Origin of the sequence: Streptomyces sp. CA-251247, assembly GCF_050952975.1 — a bacterium.
GTDB classification, from domain to species: Bacteria; Actinomycetota; Actinomycetes; order Streptomycetales; family Streptomycetaceae; genus Streptomyces; species Streptomyces achmelvichensis.
This window is the reverse complement of record NZ_CP191861.1, coordinates 3,875,864-3,899,729: the sequence shown is the minus strand read 5'-3', so window position 1 is coordinate 3,899,729 and position 23,866 is coordinate 3,875,864. Positions and strand designations below refer to the sequence as shown.

The window sequence follows — 23,866 nt, the reverse complement described above, 5'->3', positions numbered from 1 at the left end:
TGGGCTCTCCGTACGGTCGCGGGCGGACCCGTCGTACGGCCGCGGGCTCTCCGTACGCGCCCCGGGCGCGGGGCCTCGGTACGGGTACGCGCCCCGGGCGCGGAAGGTCCGTACGGGTACGTGCGCGGGCGCCGTCAGCCGCAGCTGATCTGCGACTGGGCCCAGTCCGCGAGCGCCACCGAACCGAACGGGGTGACCGGCTCCACGACCAGCCGGATCCTCTCCCGCCCGCCGATCGCCACATGCGCCGGTACGCCGGCCTGCCCGCCGCGGATCACCGGCGAGCGCCACAGCCGCGCCCCGTCCCCGTAGACGGCGAACCGCACGGCACCGAGGCCCAGCGTCAGGTCGTCGACGCCGACCACCGCGTCATAGCTGGTGCACCGGCGGTTGAGGGCGATGGTGACCGACGAGGGCGCGTGCACCGTCACCCCGTGTCCGTAGCGCCGGCCGTCGACCGACATGCCCCAGCGCTGCCAGATCCAACTGCTCTGCCCCAGCAGCACCTCGGGCCCGGTGTGGTCACCGAACACGCTGTACTCGAGCCGGTTGACCTGGTAGACCCGCGGCTCCGGAGGCGGCGGGGGCGGCGTGGGGCGCGGCTCGGACGGCGCCGGTGTCGGTGCCTGTGTGGGTGCGGGCGGGTCCGACGGCACGGGCTCGGACGGCGCCGGCGCGGGTGGCGCGGGCGCACCCGGGGTCGGCGTGGGCGCCGGATTCGTCTTCGGCGCAGGGTCGTTGGGCCGCACCGACGGAGCCGGTACGGCGGGGTCGCCGGGTGCCGGAGGCCGCGGCGGATCGGGCTTCTGCTGCGGCGGCCGCGGCTGCTGCGGTACGCCGGGCAGGCTGACCGGAGGCTTGGCGTCTGCTTCCGGCGCGGGCGCCGGGTCGCCGGAGAGCGCCCACACCAGGCCCGCCGCTGCCGCGACGGCCACGGCGGCGGCGATACCGGCCTTGACGGGAGCGCCGAGTCCCTCCGACACGGCGGCTCCGCCGGCCGTGCCCGAGGAGCCGCCGGACGCACCACCGGCGGCCGCACCGCCCGATGCCGCGGCGGCCGCGCCCGCCCCCGCAGCGCCGGCGGCTCCGCCGGCGACGATCCCGGCGGCCTTGAGCGAGTAGCCGGCGGCGAACCAGCCGATGACCGCGACCGGCAGCAGCGCGGGAATCCCGGCGTTGACGTGCTCCAGCTCGCCCACGGCGAGCCGGCACTTGGCGCACTCCTCCAGGTGCTTGCGCAGACCGCGCTCGGCCCGCATCCGCAGCCCGCCGCGGGCATACGCCCCCAGCCGGTCGGCGTACCGCGCGCAGTCGCCGCCGGAGGTGAGCGTGGTGCTCACATGGGCTTGCAGATAGGCCTGCTTGAGCCCTTCGCGGGCCCGGCCGGCGAGGACCGCCGTCGCGTTGGCGGTCAGCCCGAAGAGCGGTGCGACCTCGCTCGGCGACTCCTCCTCGACGGTGGTGTGCCACAGGACCGCCTGCCAGCGCTCGGGCAGCGACCGGAAGGCCTGCATGGCCAGGGACTGTTCGGCCTCGTGCATGGCGCGGACGTCCGCGCCCAGGTCCAGGGTGTCGTCGGTCGCGGCGTCCGTGCTGCGGGCTGCCTCGGCGGCGAACACCGCGAAGTCGTCCACCAGTTGCTCGCGCTTGGCTGTCTTCGTCCAGGATGCGGCCACCCGGCGCACCGTCGTCATCAGATACGCCCGCACGGCGTGATCGGGCCCGGCGCCGCCGCGAACGGCCTGCAGCGTCCGCGCGAACACCTCGGCCGTCAGGTCGTCGGCGGTGTGCGCATCCCGGCAACAGGTGCGCGCGTACCGACGGACGGCGTCGGAGTGGCGGCGGAACAGCTCCTCGTAGGCGCTGGTCTCCCCCGTGCGCATGCGCTGGATCAACTCGGCGTCCGAAGCGGGGAGTTCACGTGGCGGCGGAAGTACCGAGTCCAGTCCGCTGCCGCCTTCGCGCTGGAGCGGCACCGCGTGACCGGCCGGCACGGGGCCGCTGGTCCCGATCCCGTCTCTGGCCATGCCTTGGGGCGGAACGCCGTCGGGCGATCCGGAGGACCCCTCGGGCCCGCCCTGGCTCGGCACCTGCCGCGAAGGCAGTCCCGAAGCTTCTGCGTCACCCGCACCGTCGAGGGACTCGTCCCGTGCGTCCCGTTCGTCACCGCTCATCGCGGAAGCCCCCGTCAGCACCTTCAGACCCGAACACCGGGCAAGCGTGCCACAGAGCAGCAGCGCACCGAACCCGCATGCGCGTCAACCACTCATCCGGGGAGACTTACCGAATCCGAGCACTAACCGTCACTCGTTCGGGGAATGGTCAATCGGCGTTCTGTGATGGGCCGTTGCGGCTGTGGATCGCGATGGTCGGTCGCTGCCCACAGCCGCACACGGTCAGTGCTCAGGCCGACCGCGGACGCAGTCCCTCGAGGAGGATGTCCAGCAGCCGTGACGATGCCGCAGCCTGCTGCGCCGGGTCCGGCAGCGAGGGCGCCGCCGTGGCTATCACCAGCAGCACGTCCGCCACGGTCACATCGTCCCGCAGCTCACCCGCCGCCCGGGCCCGGTCCACGAGCTGCCCCACGACCTCGAGCAGATCCGCCGCGCCCGTGCCCTCGTCCTCGTCCGCCGGCGCCTGACGCTGTCCGACGACCCGCAGTTCGGGCTGTGCCCCGGAGCGCTGATGCGGCACCCGGGCGCCCTCGCCGCCGATCGCCGCCGCCTCCTCCGACTCCACGCCGACGCGCAGCACCTGCGGCGGGAGCAGCCGTCCGGCGCCCGACGCCACCGACGTACGCAGGAAGCGGGAGAGGGCCGACCAGGGCTCCTCCTCCTGCCCCAGAGCCGTACGCGCCTGCTCCGTCAGCCGGGAGGTCTCCTCCTCGGCTATCCGGCGCACCAGCACGTCCTTGCTCGGGAAACGGCGGTACACCGTCCCGACGCCGACCCTGGCGCGACGGGCCACATCCTCCATCGGCGCGCCGTATCCCAGCTCGCCGAACACCTCACGAGCCGCCCGCAGGACATGCTCGAGATTGCGCTGTGCGTCCACCCGCAGCGGTGCGGAACGGCCGAGGCCGCCCGATCCCGCGCGTCCGTTGCCCTCGCCGCCCGTGTGTCCGCCGTGTACGGAATGCCCGTCCACGGCCGTCGGCACGGCAGCCTGCCAATGAGAATCCTGAATGGTCATACGCGTTCCCCCGGTCACTGTGTCTCCCCCCCGGAGACCTCCCCGCCTGGTCTGCCGGGCGCGCCTTGACCAGGCACCCCGACGAGGTACGAACATAGTTGAGCCAGGGTCAATTCAGAAGGGGGTAGTTCCGCACGGAGCGCCCCCCGATCGGAGCAAGGACCGGAAGGCTCCCGATTACGCCCCCTCGCACCCCCCTCCTCTCCGCCCCTGACCTGCGTACCTTCCCAAATGCGCGGGATGCGCCCGGCGCATCACAACCGGAGGCTTCCGGTCACACAATTTGCCGGGCCTGTGGACAAACGCCTGACGCCGTTGCCTCATGGGAAGGTGAAGGCTGCTAACTCCCGGGGCGCGACCCCCGGCCCACCGTCGGGCACGCGCATCCTCGTCGTCGGCGGCGGCTACGTCGGGATGTACACGGCGCTTCGTCTCCAGCAGAAGCTGAAACACGAGCTGGCACGCGGCGAGGTGGAGATCCTGGTGATCACGCCGGACCCCTATATGACGTATCAGCCCTTCCTGCCCGAAGCGGCCGCCGGATCGATCTCGCCCCGCCATGTCGTCGTCCCGCTGCGGCGAGTTCTGGACAAGTGCAAGATCCTCATCGGCGAGGCCACGGCGATCGACCATGCCAAGCGCACCGCGACCGTGACCACGCTCGCCACCGCCGAGGAGGGGACCGGCGCCGTCGAGCTGCCGTACGACGAACTGGTCCTCGCGCCGGGATCGGTCTCCCGCACCCTGCCCGTCCCCGGCCTCGCCGACTACGCCATCGGCTTCAAGACCGTCGAGGAAGCCATCGGTCTGCGCAACCACGTCATCGAGCAGATGGACATCGCCTCCTCCACCCGCGACCCCGCGATCCGCGACGCGGCCCTCACCTTCGTCTTCGTCGGCGGCGGCTACGCGGGCGTCGAGGCGCTCGCCGAGCTGGAGGACATGGCCCGCTACACCTCGCGCTACTACCACAACATCAAGCCCGACGACCTGAAATGGATCCTCGTCGAGGCCAGCAACCGCATCCTCCCCGAGGTGGGCGAGGAGATGGGCACGTACGCCATACGCGAGCTGCGTGCCCGCAACATCGACGTACGCCTCGAGACCCGGCTGGAGTCCTGCGAGGACCGCATCGCCGTTCTCAGCGACGGCAGCCGCTTCCCGACGCGCACCGTCGTGTGGACCGCGGGCGTCAAACCGGCGCCGGTCCTGGCCGCCACCGACCTGCCCCTGAACGAGCGCGGCCGACTGCGGTGCACCGCCGAACTCACCGTCGCCGGAGTCGAGCACGCCTGGGCGGCCGGCGACGCGGCGGCCGTCCCCGACGTCACCGCCGACACGCCGGGCACGGAGACCGCGCCCAACGCCCAGCACGCCGTGCGCCAGACCAAGGTGCTCGCCGAGAACATCGCGGCCTCGCTGCGCGGCGCACCGCTCCAGCAGTACGCGCACAAATATGTCGGCTCCGTCGCCTCCCTCGGCCTCCACAAGGGCGTCGCCCACGTCTACGGCCGCAAGCTCAAGGGCTACCCGGCGTGGTTCATGCACCGCGCCTACCACCTGAGCCGTGTCCCGACCTTCAACCGCAAGGCGCGGGTGCTCGCGGAATGGACCCTCGCCGGGCTCTTCAAGCGCGAGATCGTCTCGCTCGGATCGCTGGAGCACCCGCGGGCCGAGTTCGAGCTCGCCGCCGGCGGCAAACGCCCCGGCCACGGCCCCGACGGCGCGCGGCACCGGCCCCACGGCGGGACCCTCCCCGGGCCCGAGGGCGGGTCGAAGGACGAGCAGCAGAGCGACCCCAGAGGCAACTAGCCGGCGGCGGTCAGCAGTCCGTTCGGTCACACTGGACGTGTGACCATAGGTGGGCTCACACCTGCACAGAGTGACCCTTGGCGACAACCATTGAGGCAAGTAAGTCAGTGAACTTCACGCGTTGGAGCTCGAGGCTCCCCGGTACTCAGCGCCGCGGCGCGGCGCGGAGGACCGACCACGGGATCTCCCCCGTACAACGAGGGGAGGGCTCGGTCCCCGCGGCCCGCGGCGAGTACGAACAGCAGCCGGAGCCCCTGCCCGACGCGCCCGCCATCGAGGACTTCCCGGTCCGCGAGGTGCTCGGCAGCCTGCCCGCCCTGGTCGCCCTCGTGTACGGCCCCGAGCACCGCATCGCCTACGTGAACGACGCGTACGCCGCGGCCTTCGGCCCCCGCCCGGCCGGCGCCACGGCCGCCGGTGCCTGCCCCGAACTCGCCGAGCTGGGCCTGTTCCCGCTCATGGACCAGGTGCTGCGCAGCGGAAAGCCGCGGACGGTCAAGTCCCGCAAGGTCCGCGGCGGAGGCTCGTACACCGCCACCTGCCTGCCGGTCGACAGCCCCGACGAAGGCGGCGGGGTCCTCGTCTTCGCCGCCGACGTCACCGACCATGCCGAGGCCGCCGAGCGGCTGCGGGCCAGCGAGCGCCGTCACCGCGAGACGGCGGTGACTCTCCAGAGGTCCCTGCTGCCGCAGGAGTTGGAGCAGCCCGACGATCTGCGGATCGCGGCCGACTACCGCCCGGGCGGTACGGACGCGGCGGTCGGCGGCGACTGGTACGACGTCATCACCCTCGGCGCCGGCCGTACCGCGCTCGTCATCGGCGACGTGATGGGCCGCGGGGTGCGCGCCGCCGCCGTCATGGGCCAGCTGCGGACCGCCGTCCGCGCCTACGCCCGGCTCGACCTGCCGCCGCACGAGGTGCTCCAGCTGCTCGACGGCCTGGCCGCCGAGATCGACGCCAGCCAGATCGCCACCTGCGTCTACGCGGTGCACGACCCGAACGAAGGCCGGCTCGTGTACGCGTCGGCCGGCCATCTGCCGATCCTTGTCCGCGACGAGGACGGCTCGGTCCGCCGCGCCGAGGACCCGACGGGCCCGCCGCTCGGCACCGGCGGCTGGATCCACACCTCGGGCACGATCGCCCTGCCGCCCGGCTCCAGCGCCGTCCTCTACACCGATGGCCTGGTCGAGCGCCGGGGCGAGGACATCGACGAGGGAGTGGCCGCCCTGGAGCGTGCCCTCGCGGGGGCGACGGGCACCCCGCAGGTCGTCTGCGACCGGCTGATCCGCTCGCTGGGGGTGACGGCGGAGCACGACGACGACGTCGCCGTCCTCGTCGTCCAGCACCCCACGCGTACGGGTGCGGCGGCCGAGCTCTTCCACAACGCGGCGCTCGATCTGCTCGGCGGCATCGAAGCGGCCCCGCGCGCCCGCGCGTTCGCCTCCGGAGTCCTCGCGTCCTGGCGTTTCTCCCCGGAGCTGCACGACCTGGGCGTCCTGGCCACCAGCGAACTGGTCGCCAACTCCCTCCAGCACGGCACCCCGCCGATGCGCCTCAGACTCCGCCGCACCGACCGCCGGCTGATCATCGAGGTCACGGACGGCGACGACCACCTGCCGCGCCGCCGCCGTGCGGAAACGGAGGACGAGGCGGGCCGTGGGATCTCCATCGTCGCGACGATCGCCTCGTCCTGGGGAAGCCGCCGCACGCCGGGCGGCGGCAAAGCCGTCTGGTGCGAGTTCGCCCTGCCCTCGTAGGGCAGGGGTCACCGCGGGCTCAGCCCCTCAGACCGGTGTCTCCACGGCCTCGGCGGGCTTGTGCACCGCCACCACCCGCGACTTCGACACCAGCGCGGGCTTGTCCTGCACCGGCGTGAGCTGCTTGCCGAGGCGCAGCGCCAGCACACTGATGCCGAGCGAGAACAGTACGAACGTCACGATGTACGGGCCGTGCAGCGCGGCCCCCATCGGCCCGCCCACGGCCGGACCGACCGCCAGCGCGAGCTGCTTGACCAGGGCGAACGCCGAGTTGTACTGCCCGACCATCGACTCCGGCGCCAGATCGGCGACCAGTGGCGCGACGGTCGGCGACAGCATCGCCTCACCCAGCCCGAAGAGCGCGTACGTCGAGACGAACGCAGCCGTCGCCATCGCCTGGCTGCCGTGCCCGAGGCCCGCGTAGCCCGCGATGAGCCAGGCGACCGTCCAGATCAGCCCGACAGCGGCGATCACCCGGGTGCGGCTGCGGCGCTCGACGAACCTCAGCACCACGAACTGGGCGACCACGATCACCGCGGTGTTCGCGGCCAGCGCGGTGCCGAGCGTCGACGGCTGGATCCCGGCTGCCTCGGTGCCGTAGGCCGCGAGCCCCGACTCGAACTGTCCGTAGCAGGCGAAGAAGAGGACGAACCCGAGGACGCACAGCTGGACCATGGCCTTGTGGCCGAGCAGCGCACGCATCCCGCCGCGAGCCTTGGCCTCGGCGTTCTCGGGCCGCAGCTCGTGCAGTGAGAGGGAGCGCGGCAGCCGCACGGTGAGCGCGATACCGGCCAGCACCAGGAACATCGCGGCCTCGATACCGAACAGCAGGAGGAAGCTGCCCGGCCGGCTCGCGTCGACGATGTGCCCGCCGATCAGCCCGCCGATGCCGAGGCCCAGGTTCTGCAGGAAGAACTGTGTGGCGAAGGCGCGCGTACGGGTCGTGGAGTCGGAGGTCCACACGATCATGGTGGCCAGTGCCGGCTGCATGATCGCGGTACCGGCGCCCAGCAGGGCCGCCGACAGCACGACGGCGGGCACGTTCCCCGCCAGCCCCATGGACACGGCGCCCGCGCCGGCCAGCAGCGCGGCCCCCACCAGGACGGGCAGCGGTCCGCGGCGGTCGATCACACGACCGGTGAAGGGAAGGGCGACGAGGGCGGCCATCGCAAAGACCGCGAGGACAGCTCCCGCCGTCGTCGCGCCAAGATCCCGTACCTGCGCCACATAGACGTACAGATACGGGACCGTGAAGCCGAGTCCGAACGCGCTCAGCGCGTTCCCCGCCTGAATCCGGCGCATCGCAGCGCCCATCGCCCTGGTCACACTCACCTACCTCGAGGTTTTGAAGGACTGAAGCCTGAAGACTTCAACACTAAAGTTAGATCCTCAACAATACACAGTGAAGGACTTCAATGCCAACGCGCCCCATGGGATACTTCGGCGCATGCCAACCGCGAGCCCCGAAGGCCCAGCAGCGCCGGACCCCGCACTCGGCGAGCCGAGCCTCGACGAGCAGATCGCCGCGTACCAGCGCGAGTACGGAGACCTGGACCCCCAGGTCGAGAAGGTCGTCTCCGCACTGGGCCGGCTCAACCGGCGCATGAATGTGGCGTACGGCCGCCAGGTCGCCACCCTCGGCATCAGCAACGCCGAGTGGGAGGTCCTCAAGAGCCTGGTTCTCGCGGGGGCGCCCTACCGGATGGGCCCCGGCGAACTGGCCAAGCGCCTCGGCCTCACCCCGGCAGCGATGACCCACCGCATCGACCGCATGGCGAGCGAAGGCCTCGTCACCCGCGACCGGGACGAGAACAACCGCGTCCGCGTGATCGTGGAACTGACCGACGAAGGCCGTACGAAGTGGCTCGAGGCGATGCGCATGGCCACGGACTTCGAAGAGGACCTGCTCCAGGACCTCTCGGCGGAGGACCGGGGCATGCTCGGTGAGCTCCTGATCCGCGTCCTGCGCCGGGTGGAACACGCCCAGCCGGACGCGGGCGGCCGGCTCACGGACCTGGACTAGCCGAGCTGTCGACCCCTCCCGGGCGCGATTTGACGCACACTTCACCTGTCTGTAAGGTTCTTCGAGTTGTCAGGGGCCGGAACGGTTCCCCGACAGCCACTCTGCCGCTCAAGCGGCACCCAACTCTCGACACGATCTCCCAACCGGGACGAATTTCGGCATGCCGAAATTCATTTCGAAGACTCGATTATGAGTCGGATGGGGAATCCGCTAGAGTTTGGGACGTCGGAACGGCCCAACAGCCGGAATGACAACCCGAGTTCGACCGGGAATCAGGCCCGAAAGGATCTGATAGAGTCGGAATCGCCGGAAAGCCGAAAGGCCGGAAAGCAGCCCCGCCGGCCGGGGAATCGGACACGAAAGAGTCTGATAGAGTCGGAAACGCAAGACCGAAGGGAAGCGCCCGGAGGAAAGCCCGAGAGGGTGAGTACAAAGGAAGCGTCCGTTCCTTGAGAACTCAACAGCGTGCCAAAAGTCAACGCCAGATATGTTGATACCCCGTCCATCTTCGGATGGCGAGGTTCCTTTGAAAGTCCTGCCGGCCCCTTGTGGATCGGTAGGCAATGACACAGCGAGGACGCTGTGAACAGTCGGTCTTATTCCGATCGACTGTTCCGCTCTTGTGGTGTTCATCCCGATTACGGGAAAACATTCATGGAGAGTTTGATCCTGGCTCAGGACGAACGCTGGCGGCGTGCTTAACACATGCAAGTCGAACGATGAAGCCTTTCGGGGTGGATTAGTGGCGAACGGGTGAGTAACACGTGGGCAATCTGCCCTTCACTCTGGGACAAGCCCTGGAAACGGGGTCTAATACCGGATGACACTCCTTCCTGCATGGGGAGGGGTTGAAAGCTCCGGCGGTGAAGGATGAGCCCGCGGCCTATCAGCTTGTTGGTGGGGTGATGGCCTACCAAGGCGACGACGGGTAGCCGGCCTGAGAGGGCGACCGGCCACACTGGGACTGAGACACGGCCCAGACTCCTACGGGAGGCAGCAGTGGGGAATATTGCACAATGGGCGAAAGCCTGATGCAGCGACGCCGCGTGAGGGATGACGGCCTTCGGGTTGTAAACCTCTTTCAGCAGGGAAGAAGCGAAAGTGACGGTACCTGCAGAAGAAGCGCCGGCTAACTACGTGCCAGCAGCCGCGGTAATACGTAGGGCGCAAGCGTTGTCCGGAATTATTGGGCGTAAAGAGCTCGTAGGCGGCTTGTCACGTCGGATGTGAAAGCCCGGGGCTTAACCCCGGGTCTGCATTCGATACGGGCTAGCTAGAGTGTGGTAGGGGAGATCGGAATTCCTGGTGTAGCGGTGAAATGCGCAGATATCAGGAGGAACACCGGTGGCGAAGGCGGATCTCTGGGCCATTACTGACGCTGAGGAGCGAAAGCGTGGGGAGCGAACAGGATTAGATACCCTGGTAGTCCACGCCGTAAACGTTGGGAACTAGGTGTTGGCGACATTCCACGTCGTCGGTGCCGCAGCTAACGCATTAAGTTCCCCGCCTGGGGAGTACGGCCGCAAGGCTAAAACTCAAAGGAATTGACGGGGGCCCGCACAAGCAGCGGAGCATGTGGCTTAATTCGACGCAACGCGAAGAACCTTACCAAGGCTTGACATCGCCCGGAAAGCATCAGAGATGGTGCCCCCCTTGTGGTCGGGTGACAGGTGGTGCATGGCTGTCGTCAGCTCGTGTCGTGAGATGTTGGGTTAAGTCCCGCAACGAGCGCAACCCTTGTTCTGTGTTGCCAGCATGCCCTTCGGGGTGATGGGGACTCACAGGAGACTGCCGGGGTCAACTCGGAGGAAGGTGGGGACGACGTCAAGTCATCATGCCCCTTATGTCTTGGGCTGCACACGTGCTACAATGGCCGGTACAATGAGCTGCGATGCCGCGAGGCGGAGCGAATCTCAAAAAGCCGGTCTCAGTTCGGATTGGGGTCTGCAACTCGACCCCATGAAGTCGGAGTTGCTAGTAATCGCAGATCAGCATTGCTGCGGTGAATACGTTCCCGGGCCTTGTACACACCGCCCGTCACGTCACGAAAGTCGGTAACACCCGAAGCCGGTGGCCCAACCCCTTGTGGGAGGGAGCTGTCGAAGGTGGGACTGGCGATTGGGACGAAGTCGTAACAAGGTAGCCGTACCGGAAGGTGCGGCTGGATCACCTCCTTTCTAAGGAGCATCTAGATCTCGCAAGAGATCCAGAGCCACTACGTCGGCAAATGTTCGACGGTGGTTAGCTCATGGGTGGAACGTTGACTATTCGGCACGATCCGCAGGGATCACTAGTACTGCTCTTCGGAGTGTGGAACGTGACTCCAGGCTGGTCGTGCCGGGCGCGCTGTTGGGTATCTGAGGGTGCGGACAGAAAGTTGTCTGAACCTTCGCGATGCCGGCCCCAGTGAACTCGCTGTTTTCAGCGGGGTGGTGGGTGGCTGGTCGTTGCTTGAGAACTGCACAGTGGACGCGAGCATCTGTGGCCAAGTTTTTAAGGGCGCACGGTGGATGCCTTGGCACCAGGAACCGATGAAGGACGTGGGAGGCCACGATAGTCCCCGGGGAGTCGTCAACCAGGCTTTGATCCGGGGGTTTCCGAATGGGGAAACCCGGCAGTCGTCATGGGCTGTCACCCGCTGCTGAACACATAGGCAGTGTGGAGGGAACGAGGGGAAGTGAAACATCTCAGTACCCTCAGGAAGAGAAAACAACCGTGATTCCGGGAGTAGTGGCGAGCGAAACCGGATGAGGCCAAACCGTATGCGTGTGATACCCGGCAGGGGTTGCGCATGCGGGGTTGTGGGATCTCTTTATCATCGTCTGCCGGCGGTGAGACGAGTCAGAAACCGTATGGATAGGCGAAGGACATGCGAAAGGTCCGGCGTAGAGGGTAAGACCCCCGTAGCTGAAATTCATGCGGCTCGTTTAAGAGACACCCAAGTAGCACGGGGCCCGAGAAATCCCGTGTGAATCTGGCGGGACCACCCGTTAAGCCTAAATATTCCCTGGTGACCGATAGCGGATAGTACCGTGAGGGAATGGTGAAAAGTACCGCGGGAGCGGAGTGAAATAGTACCTGAAACCGTGTGCCTACAAGCCGTGGGAGCGTCGCGCAAGGAACTTGTTCCTTGCGTCGTGACTGCGTGCCTTTTGAAGAATGAGCCTGCGAGTTTGCGGTGTGTTGCGAGGTTAACCCGTGTGGGGAAGCCGTAGCGAAAGCGAGTCCGAATAGGGCGACATAGTAGCGCGCTCAAGACCCGAAGCGGAGTGATCTAGCCATGGGCAGGTTGAAGCGGCTGTAAGAGGTCGTGGAGGACCGAACCCACCAGGGTTGAAAACCTGGGGGATGACCTGTGGTTAGGGGTGAAAGGCCAATCAAACTCCGTGATAGCTGGTTCTCCCCGAAATGCATTTAGGTGCAGCGTCGTGTGTTTCTTGCCGGAGGTAGAGCACTGGATAGGCGATGGGCCCTACCGGGTTACTGACCTTAGCCAAACTCCGAATGCCGGTAAGTGAGAGCACGGCAGTGAGACTGTGGGGGATAAGCTCCATGGTCGAGAGGGAAACAGCCCAGAGCATCGACTAAGGCCCCTAAGCGTACGCTAAGTGGGAAAGGATGTGGAGTCGCAGAGACAACCAGGAGGTTGGCTTAGAAGCAGCCACCCTTGAAAGAGTGCGTAATAGCTCACTGGTCAAGTGATTCCGCGCCGACAATGTAGCGGGGCTCAAGCGTACCGCCGAAGTCGTGTCATTCGTACATATATCCCCAACGGGAGTACGGATGGGTAGGGGAGCGTCGTGTGCCGGGTGAAGCCGCGCCGGAAGGCAGTGGTGGACGGTTCACGAGTGAGAATGCAGGCATGAGTAGCGATACACACGTGAGAAACGTGTGCGCCGATTGACTAAGGGTTCCTGGGTCAAGCTGATCTGCCCAGGGTAAGTCGGGACCTAAGGCGAGGCCGACAGGCGTAGTCGATGGACAACCGGTTGATATTCCGGTACCCGCTTTGAAACGCCCAATATCGAGCCCATTAATGCTAAGCCCGTGAAGCCGTTCCGGACCCTTCGGGGAATGGAAAGTGGTGGAGCCGGCGATCCAAGGTGGTAGTAGGTAAGCGATGGGGTGACGCAGGAAGGTAGTCCAGCCCGGGCGGTGGTTGTCCCGGGGTAAGGGTGTAGGCCGTGTGATAGGCAAATCCGTCACACATTGAGGCTGAGACCTGATGCCGAGCCGATTGTGGTGAAGTGGATGATCCTATGCTGTCGAGAAAAGCCTCTAGCGAGTTTCATGGCGGCCCGTACCCTAAACCGACTCAGGTGGTCAGGTAGAGAATACCGAGGCGTTCGGGTGAACTATGGTTAAGGAACTCGGCAAAATGCCCCCGTAACTTCGGGAGAAGGGGGGCCATCACTGGTGAGAGGACTTGCTCCTCGAGCTGGGGGTGGCCGCAGAGACCAGCGAGAAGCGACTGTTTACTAAAAACACAGGTCCGTGCGAAGCCGTAAGGCGATGTATACGGACTGACGCCTGCCCGGTGCTGGAACGTTAAGGGGACCGGTTAGTACGCTTTCGGGCGTGCGAAGCTGAGAACTTAAGCGCCAGTAAACGGCGGTGGTAACTATAACCATCCTAAGGTAGCGAAATTCCTTGTCGGGTAAGTTCCGACCTGCACGAATGGCGTAACGACTTCTCGACTGTCTCAACCATAGGCCCGGTGAAATTGCACTACGAGTAAAGATGCTCGTTTCGCGCAGCAGGACGGAAAGACCCCGGGACCTTTACTACAGTTTGATATTGGTGTTCGGTTCGGCTTGTGTAGGATAGGTGGGAGACTGTGAAGCGGCCACGCCAGTGGTTGTGGAGTCATCGTTGAAATACCACTCTGGTCGTGCTGGATGTCTAACCTGGGTCCGTGATCCGGATCAGGGACAGTGTCTGATGGGTAGTTTAACTGGGGCGGTTGCCTCCCAAAAAGTAACGGAGGCGCCCAAAGGTTCCCTCAGCCTGGTTGGCAATCAGGTGTTGAGTGTAAGTGCACAAGGGAGCTTGACTGTGAGACCGACGGGTCGAGCAGGGACGAAAGTCGGGACTAGTGATCCGGCGGTGGCTTGTGGAAGCGCCGTCGCTCAACGGATAAAAGGTACCCCGGGGATAACAGGCTGATCTTCCCCAAGAGTCCATATCGACGGGATGGTTTGGCACCTCGATGTCGGCTCGTCGCATCCTGGGGCTGGAGTCGGTCCCAAGGGTTGGGCTGTTCGCCCATTAAAGCGGTACGCGAGCTGGGTTTAGAACGTCGTGAGACAGTTCGGTCCCTATCCGCTGTGCGCGTAGGAATATTGAGAAGGGCTGTCCCTAGTACGAGAGGACCGGGACGGACGAACCTCTGGTGTGCCAGTTGTCCTGCCAAGGGCATGGCTGGTTGGCTACGTTCGGGAGGGATAACCGCTGAAAGCATCTAAGCGGGAAGCCTGCTTCGAGATGAGTATTCCCACCTCCTTGAGAGGGTAAGGCTCCCAGTAGACGACTGGGTTGATAGGCCGGATATGGAAGCCCAGTAATGGGTGGAGTTGACCGGTACTAATAGGCCGAGGGCTTGTCCTCAGTTGCTCGCGTCCACTGTGTTAGTTCTGAAGTAACGAACTGTCGAACCCCCGTCTGTGTGGGTTCCGGGTCGATATCTTCATAGTGTTTCGGTGGTCATTGCGTTAGGGAAACGCCCGGTTACATTCCGAACCCGGAAGCTAAGCCTTTCAGCGCCGATGGTACTGCAGGGGGGACCCTGTGGGAGAGTAGGACGCCGCCGAACAATTTTTAGCCTCAACCCCTGGACCATGTCCGGGGGTTGAGGCATTTTTGCGTTCACGACCGATCGCCGACAGCAACGGCGTGCGCGAAACCGTGTTGCGGGTCCGTCCGTCGCACACGGAGGATGCGATGTATGGACCATGTGATTCGCCCCGTACTCGCCGAGGAGTGGGACAGGGCCAAGGAGATCCGGCTCGCGGCCTTGCAGGACCCGGTCGCTCACCTCGCGTTCCTGGAGTCGTACGAGCATGCCCTCCAGCGGCCGGACAGCTTCTGGCAGGACCGTGCCGCCCATGCGGCGGAGGGAGTCGGTTCGCGGCAGTTCATCGCGGAGGCGCCGGACGGGCGGTGGGTGGGGACCATCACCGCGCTGGTGGAGCGGCCGGCGGGTGAGGTGCGCTTCGGGGAGGCGGCGGAGAGCGATCAGACGCATCTGGTTGCGGTCTTCGTCCGGCCCGAGGTCCGTGGCACGGGGGTGGCGGAAGCCTTGTTCCGGGCCGCGATCGACTGGTCGTGGGAGCTGTCGGAGCCGCCCGTGAAGCGCGTACGGCTGTATGTGCACGAGGGAAACGCGCGGGCGGCTGCGTTCTACCGGCGGATCGGATTCGTGCCGACCGGCGACACCGTGCCGGTGCCGGGCGAGGAGACGGACCGCGAGGTGGAGTACGAAGTCCTGCGGTAGTCCGGAGGCGGGGCCGGCTACTGCGTGAGCGGCTCGGGCCAGCGGGCGCGGGCCTGTTCGGCCGAGCGGAGCAGCACCAGGGTGGGCAGTCCCTGTGCCTGACCGGTGGTCAGCAGCTCCGGGAGCCGGGGGAGCGGGGCCACGGCGGCGACATCGTCGAGGACGAGTGTCATTGGTGGGTCGAGCCGACCGTCGGATGACCGTGCGGCCATGCGGCGGCCGTGCTCGACCACGTCTGACGCCAATGCCGTCAGCAAGGGCATCGCTCCGGGGTGGGTGCGGGGATCCTCGATCGGTTCACCCACCAGATAGAGCGTTCCCGATTCCTTGGCGAAAGATTCCAGGGCGAGGGAATCGGTTCGGCTGGGCGCGCATGCCTCGCGGATGTGGATCGAGGAGAGGGCCGAGAGAGCCCGGGCGACCAACTGCTGGGCGATCTCACGGCGTTCGGGGTGTGCGGTGAGCGCGGACTCCAGAAGGCCGGCGAGACCGGAGGCGGCCTTGGGGTGCGTGCGGAGGACGCGTACGGCCTCCTGGGCTCCGCCGCCCTGGGCCCAGCGGTGGACCTGCTTGAAGAGGCGCCCGTCCACCGCGGCCGCGTGCAGCCAGCAGCGCAGCAGTGTCTCGGCGGTGTCGGCCATGGCGGCGTCGAGGAGAGCCCGCGGGCGGACCGGCGTGAGAAGGGCGACGGCACGCGCGGCGGCCGTGTCGGCGTTCTCGCAGCCGGCGGTGGGAGACCAGTGGAGCCGGGCGGGGGTGTCGCAGAGATGGCCCGGGTCGTAGACGAGCACGGGCCCCAACTTGGCCCGGGCGTCCTTGGTCTCGGCCCACACGGTGGGGTCGGACGTGACGACGAGTGCGGGCCCGGCGGCGTCGAGCACGGCCTGGAGCGTGGTGGGCCGGCGCGTGGCGGGGTCGCCGTAGAGAAGCCGGGGGGCGGCGGTGCGGGGCGGCGGGACGGGAGCCGGTAGGACGCCAGTGTCGGGTGCCGCCAGGGGTGCGGTGTCGGTGACCCGTGCGCCGGTCGCCTGCTCCACCGGAAGACCGGGGCCCACGGCTGTGGGCGCGTCGGTGGGGAGGCGTGCCGGGCCGGCGGGCTCGGCGTACGGACCGGGGCTCACCGGATGCGCTTCGCGAGGGAGGGGCTCCTGACCGTCCCCGACCGGGATGCGGCTGCCGGTCCGGTCGTCGCGTACGTCGTCGCGGCGGGCGGCACGCACGGCCTCGCGGCGGTCCGCCCGGACCGCGCGCCAGCGGGCCGTCGTACCGAGCGCGAAGATCGTCAGGACGATCAGTATCATCAGCTCGCCGATCGCCAGGCCCCAGAACAGGCCGTAGCCCGACAGCTGTGCCGCGGGGGTCGACGGCCAGGCCGCGGCGAGGTCGTGCGGGGCCGAGGCCAGGGAGCGCATCGCCAGAGGGGTGTTCTGGTAGGTGACGCCCTGCGGCCAGGCGCCGTGGGACAGCACGCCCGCCAGGCCCGTCGCCGTCCAGACCAGGACGGTCAGACCGAGCAGGAAGCCGAGCAGGCCCAGCACCATGCCGTCGGGGATGCCCCGCTCGTTCTCGTCCCGCCGGCGGCGGCTCTGGCGGTCGTCGTGCATGTCATGCCACCGTCGACTCGGACTCGTCGAGCTGCTGCTGCCGTTCGATCAGCGCCGCACGCTCCTCCGCCTCCCACTCCGCGGCCTGTACGTCCTCCGGCAGTGCGGGGCCCGAGGACTCCGTCATGGCGCGGTCGGTGAAGACGAGTGGTCGTTCGGCCTCGGTCACCAGGTGCTTGACCACCTGGACGTTGCCGTTGACGTCCCAGACGGCGATACCCGGGGTCAGCGTCGGGATGATCTCGACCGCCCAGCGTGGCAGGCCGAGGACCCGGCCCGTCGCTCTCGCCTCGTCCGCCTTCTGGGCGTAGATCGTCCTGGTGGACGCCATCTTGAGGATGGCCGCCGCTTCCCGCGCCGCGGCGCCGTCGACGACGTCCGAGAGGTGGTGGACCACCGCCACGAACGACAGACCCAGACGCCGGCCGAACTTGAGCAGCCGCTGGAACAGCTGCGCCACGAACGGGCTGTTGATGATGTGCCACGCCTCCTCCACCAGGAAGATGCGCTTCTTGCGGTCCGGGCGGATCCAGGTGTGCTCCAGCCACACGCCCACGATCGCCATCAGGATCGGCATGGCGATGGAGTTGCGGTCGATGTGGGAGAGGTCGAAGACGATCAGCGGCGCGTCGAGGTCGATGCCGACGGTCGTCGGGCCGTCGAACATGCCGCGCAGGTCACCGTCGACCAGCCGGTCCAGCACCAGTGCGACGTCCAGGCCCCAGGCCCGTACATCGTCTATGTCGACGTTCATCGACTCCGCCGACTCCGCCTCCGGGTGGCGCAACTGGTCGACGATGTCGGTCAGTACGGGCTGGCGGTCGGTGATGGACTCGTTCACGTAGGCGTGGGCGACCTTGAGCGCGAAGCCGGAGCGCTCGTCCAGGCCGTGGCCCATCGCGACCTCGATGATCGTGCGCAGCAGCGCCAGCTGGCCCGTCGAGGTGATCGCGGGGTCCAGCGGGTTGAGACGGATGCCGCCGTCGAGTGCCGTCATCGGGTCGAGCCGGATGGGAGTTATACCCAGCTCCTGCGCGACGAGGTTCCATTCGCCGACGCCGTCCTCACCCTGGGCGTCCAGGACGACGACCTGCCGGTCGCGGAAGCGGAGCTGGCGCAGGACGTAGGTCTTCTCCAGTGCCGACTTGCCGTTGCCGGACTCGCCGAGGACCAGCCAGTGCGGGGCGGGGAGCTGCTGGCCGTAGAGCTGGAAGGGGTCGTAGATGTAGCCCTTGCCGCTGTAGACCTCACGGCCGATGATCACGCCCGAGTCACCGAGGCCCGGCGCCGCGGTCGGCAGATAGACGGCCTGCGCCTGCCCGGTCGAGGTACGGACGGGCAGTCGGGTCGTCTCCACCTTCCCGAACAGGAAGGCGGTGAAGGCATCGGTGAGGACGGACAGCGGATCTCGCATCACTCGGGCCCCTATCGGCGGATGCCGGTCGCGAACGGCAAGGTGTTCACAAAGGCCCGGTGGTGCTCGCGGTCGCACCACTCCAGCTTGAGATACGACTTGCCGGCCGAGGCCCTGATCGTCCGCTTGTCTCTGGCCAGGGCCTCGGGCGAACGCGACGACACAGTGATGTACCCGACAAGGTTGACCCCTGCCGCACCGCTGGCGAGATCTTCACCCCGCTGGTCGAGTCGGCCGTGTGCGGCGATGTCGCGCGGGTCGACCGTGCGGTTCATCTTGGCGGCCCTGCTGGCGTCGGCCTCGTCGTTCGTCTTCTCGGTGAGCATCCGCTCGATGGCGACCTCGGTGGGTTCCAGATCCATGGTGACCGCGACCGTGCGGATCACGTCGGGGGTGTGGACGAGCAGCGGCGCCAGGAAGTTGACGCCGACAGGAGTCATCGGCCACTCCTTCACCCACGCGGTGGAGTGGCACCAGGGCGCGCGGGTGGAGGACTCGCGGGTCTTGGCCTGGAGGAAGGTGGGCTGCATGGCGTCGAGCTCGGCCGGCCAGGCGTTCCGCTTCGTCATCGCCTGGATGTGGTCGATGGGGTGGTCCGGGTCGTACATCGAGTGCACGAGGGAGGCGAGCCGGCCCTGGCCGAGCGGCTGGCGGACGCGGATGTCGGCCTCGGCGAGGCGGGCGCAGATGTCGGTGAGTTCACGCGCCATGACGACCGCGAGACCCGCGTCCTTGTCGAGCTTGCGGGACTTGGCACCGGAGGCGTGGCGGGTGGCACGCGCCATGGCGTGGGCCTCGGCGGCCAGTTCCCGCGTGTAGTGCATGCAGGCGACGAGGTAGGCGCGGTGCTGCTCGCTGGAGGTGGACACCATCGACTGGAGCTGGTCGTAGGAGTCGCGCAGCCAGCCGGGGGTCTTCTGGTCGCCGCGCTGGGCGACGTCCTTGGCGTGGGCGTCGGGGTCGGCGGGGAGCGTACGGGCCAGCATCTGAAGGCGCGTCACAAAGCCGTCGCCGTTGGCCACATGCTTGAGCAGCGTGCCGAAGCGGTCGACGAGGGCCTCCTGGTCCTCGCTGTCGCGCAGTCCGACACCGGGTCCCTCGATCTCGATGGCGGCGGTGACGGTACGGCGGTCGGCGTGCAGCAGTACGGCGATCTCGTCGGGGCCGAAGGGGGCGGCGAGCCAGTTGATCCGGCCGATGCCCGGGGGCGGGCCGACCTCGACCTCACGGCCGTCGAGACGGGTGCCGGCCTCGACGGAGGTGGAGCGGTAGACGGTGCCGTTGCGCAGGGTGCGCTTGAAGCTGCGGTTGACCTCGAACCACTTGTAGAACGTGCGGTGCTTGTACGGCACGTAGACCGCGGCGAGCGCCAGCAGCGGGAAGCCCATCAGCAGAACGATGCGCACGGACAGAACGGGGACGAGCAGCCCGCACATCATGCCGAGGAACGCGCCGGCGATGATCAGGGCGATCTCGCCGGTCTCGCGGTTCTTGCCGACGATCGCGTTCGGCCGGGCCCGGCCGATCAGATACGTACGGCGGGGCGCGATGGGATGGGACTGAGTCGTCAACGCCCTCCACCTCCTGTGCTCTTGCGGTTGCTGTGCGGGGTGCCGCTGGTGGGACTGTTACTGGGGCGGGCGCTGCGGGGCGGGGGTGCGGCGGAGGGGACATTTCCGCCGCCGCTCCCGGAGGTGCGGCTGCTGTGGGCGGCGACGCCGCCGCCCATGGGGTTGGACGGCCGGGCTGCCCCGCCGCCTCCTCCGCCGCTGTTCTCGCCGCCGCGGGGGTTGCCGCGGGTGCTGTGGGTCTTGATGCCCTGGGAGACGAGGGCGGCGGGGGAGCTGATGACGGCGGCGGCGGCGTTCTCCGCGCCGCTCTGGAAGCGGTTGTTGCGGGAGGCGACGATCTCGTCGCCGAAGCCGGGAACGAAACGGTAGATCATCGCCGAGGCGAAGATCGCGAGCAGGATGATCGCGAGTCCGGAGACGACGGCGGAGAAGGAGTCGGGGCCCTGGTCGGCGGAGAGGGCACCGGCGAGGCCGAGGACGATCACGATGACCGGCTTGATCAGGATGATCGCGATCATGATGCCGGCCCAGCGGCGTACGTGGCCCCACATGTTCTTGTCGACGAGTCCCGCGTAGACGACGACGCCGAGGAGGGCACCGACGTAGAGGAGGACGGCGCGGATGAACAGCTCGAGGTAGAGGATTCCGGCGGCCAGCACGGTGACGAGGGAGACGACGATCAGCATGATCGGCCCGCCTCCGATGTCGGTGCCCTTCTTGAGGGCGGCGGAGAAGTTCCCGAAGAACATGTCGGTCTGCCCGCTGGTACCGCCCGCGATGACCTCGGTGACGCCGTCGGTGGCGGAGACGAGGGTGTAGAGGATCAGCGGGGTGAAGGCGGAGGCGAGGACCGTGAGCCAGAGGAAGCCGATGGCTTCGGAGATGGCGGTCATGAGGGGCACGCCGCGGATGGCCCGCTTGGCGACGGCGAGGAGCCACAGGAGGAGCGTGAGGATGGTGGCGGCGGCGAAGACGACGGCGTACTGGGAGAGGAAGGCGGTGTTGGTGAAGTCGACGGTGGCGGTGGACTTCACGGCCTTGGAGAGGGTGTCGACGGTCCAGACGGCGGCGTCGGCGCAGCCGCGGGCGAGGGAGGAGAGGGGGTCGAGGGCGTCGGTGGGGTCTTGGGGGGTGGGCCCGGAACGGGGTGCGCCGCCGCCCCGGTCGCAGTAGTCGCGTGCGGGACCGCGGATGAGGTCGCAGGGATCGTTGGTGCTGCTGGGTGACGGCGTGGGCGTAGGCGCCGCGAACGCACGGGTCGCGAGCAGGACTGCGGCGGTCTGGACACCCGTCACAGCGGCTGTGATCGTCAGAACACGACGGCGGCTAGCGGGCATACGTGAACCCTCCGAACTGCTGCACGGCGTCGGCCATTTCCTTGGCTCCAGACGCGACCTGGTCACGGCCGACCGGTACCGGTCCGTCCTTCTGGGTGAAGTCGGTGATCTTCCAGTCCCCGTTGACCCACTTGAGTGCGAAGGTGTTGGTGTACCAAGCCTCCGTCACCGGGTTCGTGGAGCCGTCGCCGGCCAGACCGAACAGCGAGGAGTACCAGACCGAGATGCTGGCGGAGTCCGGGCTGAACGACTCGACCTTCGACCCCACGGGATTGAAGCGCGTGATGAAGGTCATCCCTGTCGGGGCGGAGCCATCAGGCTTCAGGCCGATGCTGCTGAGGAACTTGGGGTCGGAGTAGACCTTGTCCAGGTCGCCGCGGCGGGCTGCGGCCACGTCGGGGGTGTAGACGGTGTCCACGATCTGGCTTCGACGGCCCTTGTTGAACATGCCGTCAGAACCCAGTGCCACCGCGTAGTTGGCAGCAGCGCTCTGTGCCCCCTGCTCGTTCCTCCCGTACCCCGTCGGGATTCCCCCCACCTTGCCCTGTACCGGCTTCACGCCCGTCGCCGCCGTCGGGGCCGATTCCGGGCCCTTCGGGGTTTCGCCGGCGCGGTCCTCGTCGCCGCCGCCCTGGTTGGCGAAGGCGATCGCCGCGATCAGCAGCACCACGACGCCCACCACCGTGATGAGCGAGCGGGAGTTGCGGACCGGGCGGCGGGCGCCGCCGTAGACGTCCGTGTCCGTGCCGGGCAGGCGCGTACGGGTCTGGCCCGTACCGCGGAAGCCGTCGTCCACCCGGCTGCTCGCGTCACCGCCGAAGCCGTGGTCGTCCCCCAGGCTCATGTCGCGCACTTCCCCTCGACCGGGTGCAGAACCGCGTAGTACGACGGTAGCCGTGCTGCTTTCCGCGCGGGCGCGGTGTGGTGACTCGACATCAGGGAGACGCAACCTCTGGGTGGGCCGGGCACGCGGGAAGGGGACGGAGGGGCCGACGGGTCGGTCAGACGGCCATCCCGTACACGATGGTGAACAGGGTCCCCAGTGACCCGATGATGAAGACGCCGGTCAGGCCGGCGACGATCAGGCCCTTGCCCTGTTCCGCGCTGAAGGTGTCGCGCAGCGCGGTCGCTCCGATGCGCTGCTTCGCGGCGCCCCAGATCGCGATACCGAGGCAGAGCAGGATGGCCACCGCCATCACGACCTCGATCATGATTCGGGCTTCATTGCCCAGGCTCCCGAAAGGCCCCCAGTTCGGGGCGATTCCGCCGATGATGGTGGTGATGTCGCCCTTTTCGGCTGCCAGGATCATGTGTAACTCACCGCCCCTGTCGGGTTGTTCGCTGCCCATGCCCCTCGGCATGGGCCATCGCTCTATCTTCGCTGATGAAACCGCCCGCGTATGCCGACTTGGCGGGTCTCTTTACCCGATCTCCGCACGTATGACCGATCCCACCGCCCTGACCTGCGGCGGTGCCGACCTGTTCACAGAGAGGAGCCCGTACCGTCACTCTGTGTATCACGGTGCGTGACTCCGGGCAATGACTGTCGTTGTGGCACCTTTGGGGCGTTCCGGACAGTCGATCGGCGGGTGCCGGGCGAACGGGTGCGTCCGCTGTGACATATGACGGTCCGCCGGCCGGGGAGGTTCCTCGCCGGAGGCGTGCCCACGGCCGTGCCCGGAGCCACGCCCGCGGCCGGGCCCGCCGAGGGTGCAGAAACGTCTCCCATCTGCGCATCAACCTCCCTCCCGAGGGGCCGAGTTGGATATGTTGTGGCCCGTGACCGAAAACGAGCACGTACGCGACCGGATCGACACCTCGCGCCCTCACACCGCCAGGATCTGGAACTACTGGCTCGGCGGCAAGGACAACTACCCCGTGGACCGTGAGGCCGGGGACCAGATCCGGGGCATTCACCCCGGCATCGGGGACTATGCCCTGGCCGACCGTCAGTTTCTGGGGCGGGCCGTCCACCATCTGGTGGCGGATCTCGGGATCCGGCAGTTCCTCGACGTCGGTACCGGGCTGCCCAGCGCGGACAACACCCATGAGGTCGCACAGGGCGTCGCGCCCGAATCGCGGATCGTCTATGTGGACAACGACCCGCTGGTCCTCGCGCACGCCCGCGCGCTGCTGACCAGCACTCCTCAGGGCCGTACGGACTACCTCGACGCCGATCTGCGCGATGTCGACGCCATCCTGGAGCGTGCCTCGGAGACGCTCGACTTCAAGCAGCCCGTGGCACTGATGCTGCTGGGCGTGGTCATCTTTGTCGAGGACCACGAGGAGTCGTACGCGGTCGTCCGCCGGCTGATGGACGCGCTGCCCTCCGGCAGTCACCTCGTGCTGTCGCACACGATCACCAGCCCGTCGATGCCGGACGTGGACGCCGCGGTCGCCTTCTGGAACGAGCACGGCACCCCCCGCCTCACCCAGCGCACCCCGCGGGAGGTCGAGAGCTACTTCGACGGCCTCGAACTGCTCCCTCCGGGCGTGGTCTCCTGCTCCCGCTGGCGCGTGGAGGTCCCCGAGGGCCGGCCGGAGCCGGAAGAGGTCGCGATGTTCGGTGGCGTGGCGCGCAAGCCGTAGGCCGGGTTCGGCGGCAGGGAACGGAAGCCGTAGGTCCGGTTCCGCGGCGGGGAACGGAAGCCGGGGCCGGTGGC

The 23,866-nt window shown here is 67.7% G+C and carries 14 protein-coding genes and 3 rRNA genes; 8 read left to right on the top strand and 9 right to left on the bottom strand.

Features of this window, described 5'->3' with window-relative positions:
- Positions 1–134: 134 nt before the first annotated feature.
- Complete coding sequence (locus tag ACQPWZ_RS17065) at positions 135–2,174, bottom strand: sigma-70 family RNA polymerase sigma factor (protein ID WP_433571763.1); 2,040 nt, start codon at positions 2,172–2,174, stop codon at positions 135–137.
- A gap of 229 nt (positions 2,175–2,403) precedes the next feature.
- Entirely contained in the window at positions 2,404–3,192 is a 789-nt protein-coding gene (locus ACQPWZ_RS17060) for a TetR/AcrR family transcriptional regulator (protein ID WP_433571762.1), read from the bottom strand.
- A 414-nt stretch (positions 3,193–3,606) separates the two neighbouring features.
- Between ACQPWZ_RS17060 and ACQPWZ_RS17055 the strand changes: the two genes are divergently transcribed.
- A complete protein-coding gene (locus ACQPWZ_RS17055; RefSeq protein WP_356706163.1) occupies positions 3,607–5,004 on the top strand; it encodes an NAD(P)/FAD-dependent oxidoreductase in 1,398 nt (465 codons plus the stop codon).
- 107 nt (positions 5,005–5,111) lie between these two features.
- Positions 5,112–6,761, top strand: coding sequence for an ATP-binding SpoIIE family protein phosphatase (locus ACQPWZ_RS17050; RefSeq protein WP_356706159.1), 1,650 nt, complete (start codon positions 5,112–5,114; stop codon positions 6,759–6,761).
- 27 nt (positions 6,762–6,788) lie between these two features.
- Here ACQPWZ_RS17050 and ACQPWZ_RS17045 read toward each other — a convergent pair whose 3' ends face one another.
- The gene (locus ACQPWZ_RS17045; RefSeq protein WP_340477904.1) at positions 6,789–8,063 is read right to left on the bottom strand and encodes an MFS transporter; all 1,275 of its coding nucleotides are present in this window, start codon (positions 8,061–8,063) and stop codon (positions 6,789–6,791) included.
- A gap of 145 nt (positions 8,064–8,208) precedes the next feature.
- Between ACQPWZ_RS17045 and ACQPWZ_RS17040 the strand changes: the two genes are divergently transcribed.
- The 5 genes from ACQPWZ_RS17040 to ACQPWZ_RS17020 all read left to right on the top strand — a co-directional run bounded on the left by ACQPWZ_RS17040 (position 8,209) and on the right by ACQPWZ_RS17020 (position 15,277).
- A complete protein-coding gene (locus tag ACQPWZ_RS17040; RefSeq protein ID WP_313945498.1) occupies positions 8,209–8,784 on the top strand; it encodes a MarR family winged helix-turn-helix transcriptional regulator in 576 nt (191 codons plus the stop codon).
- Between the two features lie 651 nt (positions 8,785–9,435).
- Positions 9,436–10,961: ribosomal RNA gene (locus ACQPWZ_RS17035) — 16S ribosomal RNA — on the top strand.
- 306 nt (positions 10,962–11,267) lie between these two features.
- Positions 11,268–14,391: ribosomal RNA gene (locus ACQPWZ_RS17030) — 23S ribosomal RNA — on the top strand.
- Between the two features lie 88 nt (positions 14,392–14,479).
- Positions 14,480–14,596: ribosomal RNA gene (rrf, locus tag ACQPWZ_RS17025) — 5S ribosomal RNA — on the top strand.
- Together the 16S, 23S and 5S rRNA genes form the textbook arrangement of a ribosomal RNA operon.
- 132 nt (positions 14,597–14,728) lie before the next feature.
- The gene (locus ACQPWZ_RS17020) at positions 14,729–15,277 is read left to right on the top strand and encodes a GNAT family N-acetyltransferase (RefSeq protein WP_433571761.1); all 549 of its coding nucleotides are present in this window, start codon (positions 14,729–14,731) and stop codon (positions 15,275–15,277) included.
- 17 nt (positions 15,278–15,294) lie between these two features.
- Here the strand turns inward: ACQPWZ_RS17020 and ACQPWZ_RS17015 are convergent, their stop codons facing one another.
- The 6 genes from ACQPWZ_RS17015 to ACQPWZ_RS16990 all read right to left on the bottom strand — a co-directional run bounded on the left by ACQPWZ_RS17015 (position 15,295) and on the right by ACQPWZ_RS16990 (position 22,513).
- Complete coding sequence (locus tag ACQPWZ_RS17015; protein ID WP_433571760.1) at positions 15,295–16,881, bottom strand: type VI secretion protein; 1,587 nt, start codon at positions 16,879–16,881, stop codon at positions 15,295–15,297.
- 1 nt (position 16,882) lies between these two features.
- Positions 16,883–18,295 carry an ATP-binding protein gene (locus ACQPWZ_RS17010; protein ID WP_340473918.1) on the bottom strand — a complete coding sequence of 471 codons (1,413 nt, stop codon included), beginning with the start codon at positions 18,293–18,295 and terminating at the stop codon, positions 16,883–16,885.
- A gap of 11 nt (positions 18,296–18,306) precedes the next feature.
- Positions 18,307–19,866, bottom strand: coding sequence for an SCO6880 family protein (locus ACQPWZ_RS17005; RefSeq protein ID WP_340473917.1), 1,560 nt, complete (start codon positions 19,864–19,866; stop codon positions 18,307–18,309).
- The gene (locus ACQPWZ_RS17000) at positions 19,863–21,203 is read right to left on the bottom strand and encodes a hypothetical protein (protein ID WP_433571759.1); all 1,341 of its coding nucleotides are present in this window, start codon (positions 21,201–21,203) and stop codon (positions 19,863–19,865) included. Before ACQPWZ_RS17000 ends, ACQPWZ_RS17005 begins: the two co-directional genes overlap by 4 nt.
- Positions 21,193–22,047 (bottom strand): hypothetical protein, encoded by an 855-nt coding sequence (locus tag ACQPWZ_RS16995; RefSeq protein WP_433571758.1) that lies wholly within the window; start codon positions 22,045–22,047, stop codon positions 21,193–21,195. The genes ACQPWZ_RS17000 and ACQPWZ_RS16995 overlap by 11 nt, the downstream gene beginning before the upstream one ends.
- 157 nt (positions 22,048–22,204) lie before the next feature.
- The gene (locus ACQPWZ_RS16990; RefSeq protein ID WP_313945505.1) at positions 22,205–22,513 is read right to left on the bottom strand and encodes a hypothetical protein; all 309 of its coding nucleotides are present in this window, start codon (positions 22,511–22,513) and stop codon (positions 22,205–22,207) included.
- A gap of 457 nt (positions 22,514–22,970) precedes the next feature.
- Here ACQPWZ_RS16990 and ACQPWZ_RS16985 point away from each other — a divergent pair, with 457 nt between their 5' ends.
- The gene (locus ACQPWZ_RS16985; protein ID WP_340473914.1) at positions 22,971–23,792 is read left to right on the top strand and encodes an SAM-dependent methyltransferase; all 822 of its coding nucleotides are present in this window, start codon (positions 22,971–22,973) and stop codon (positions 23,790–23,792) included.
- The last annotated feature ends 74 nt before the right edge of the window (positions 23,793–23,866 follow it).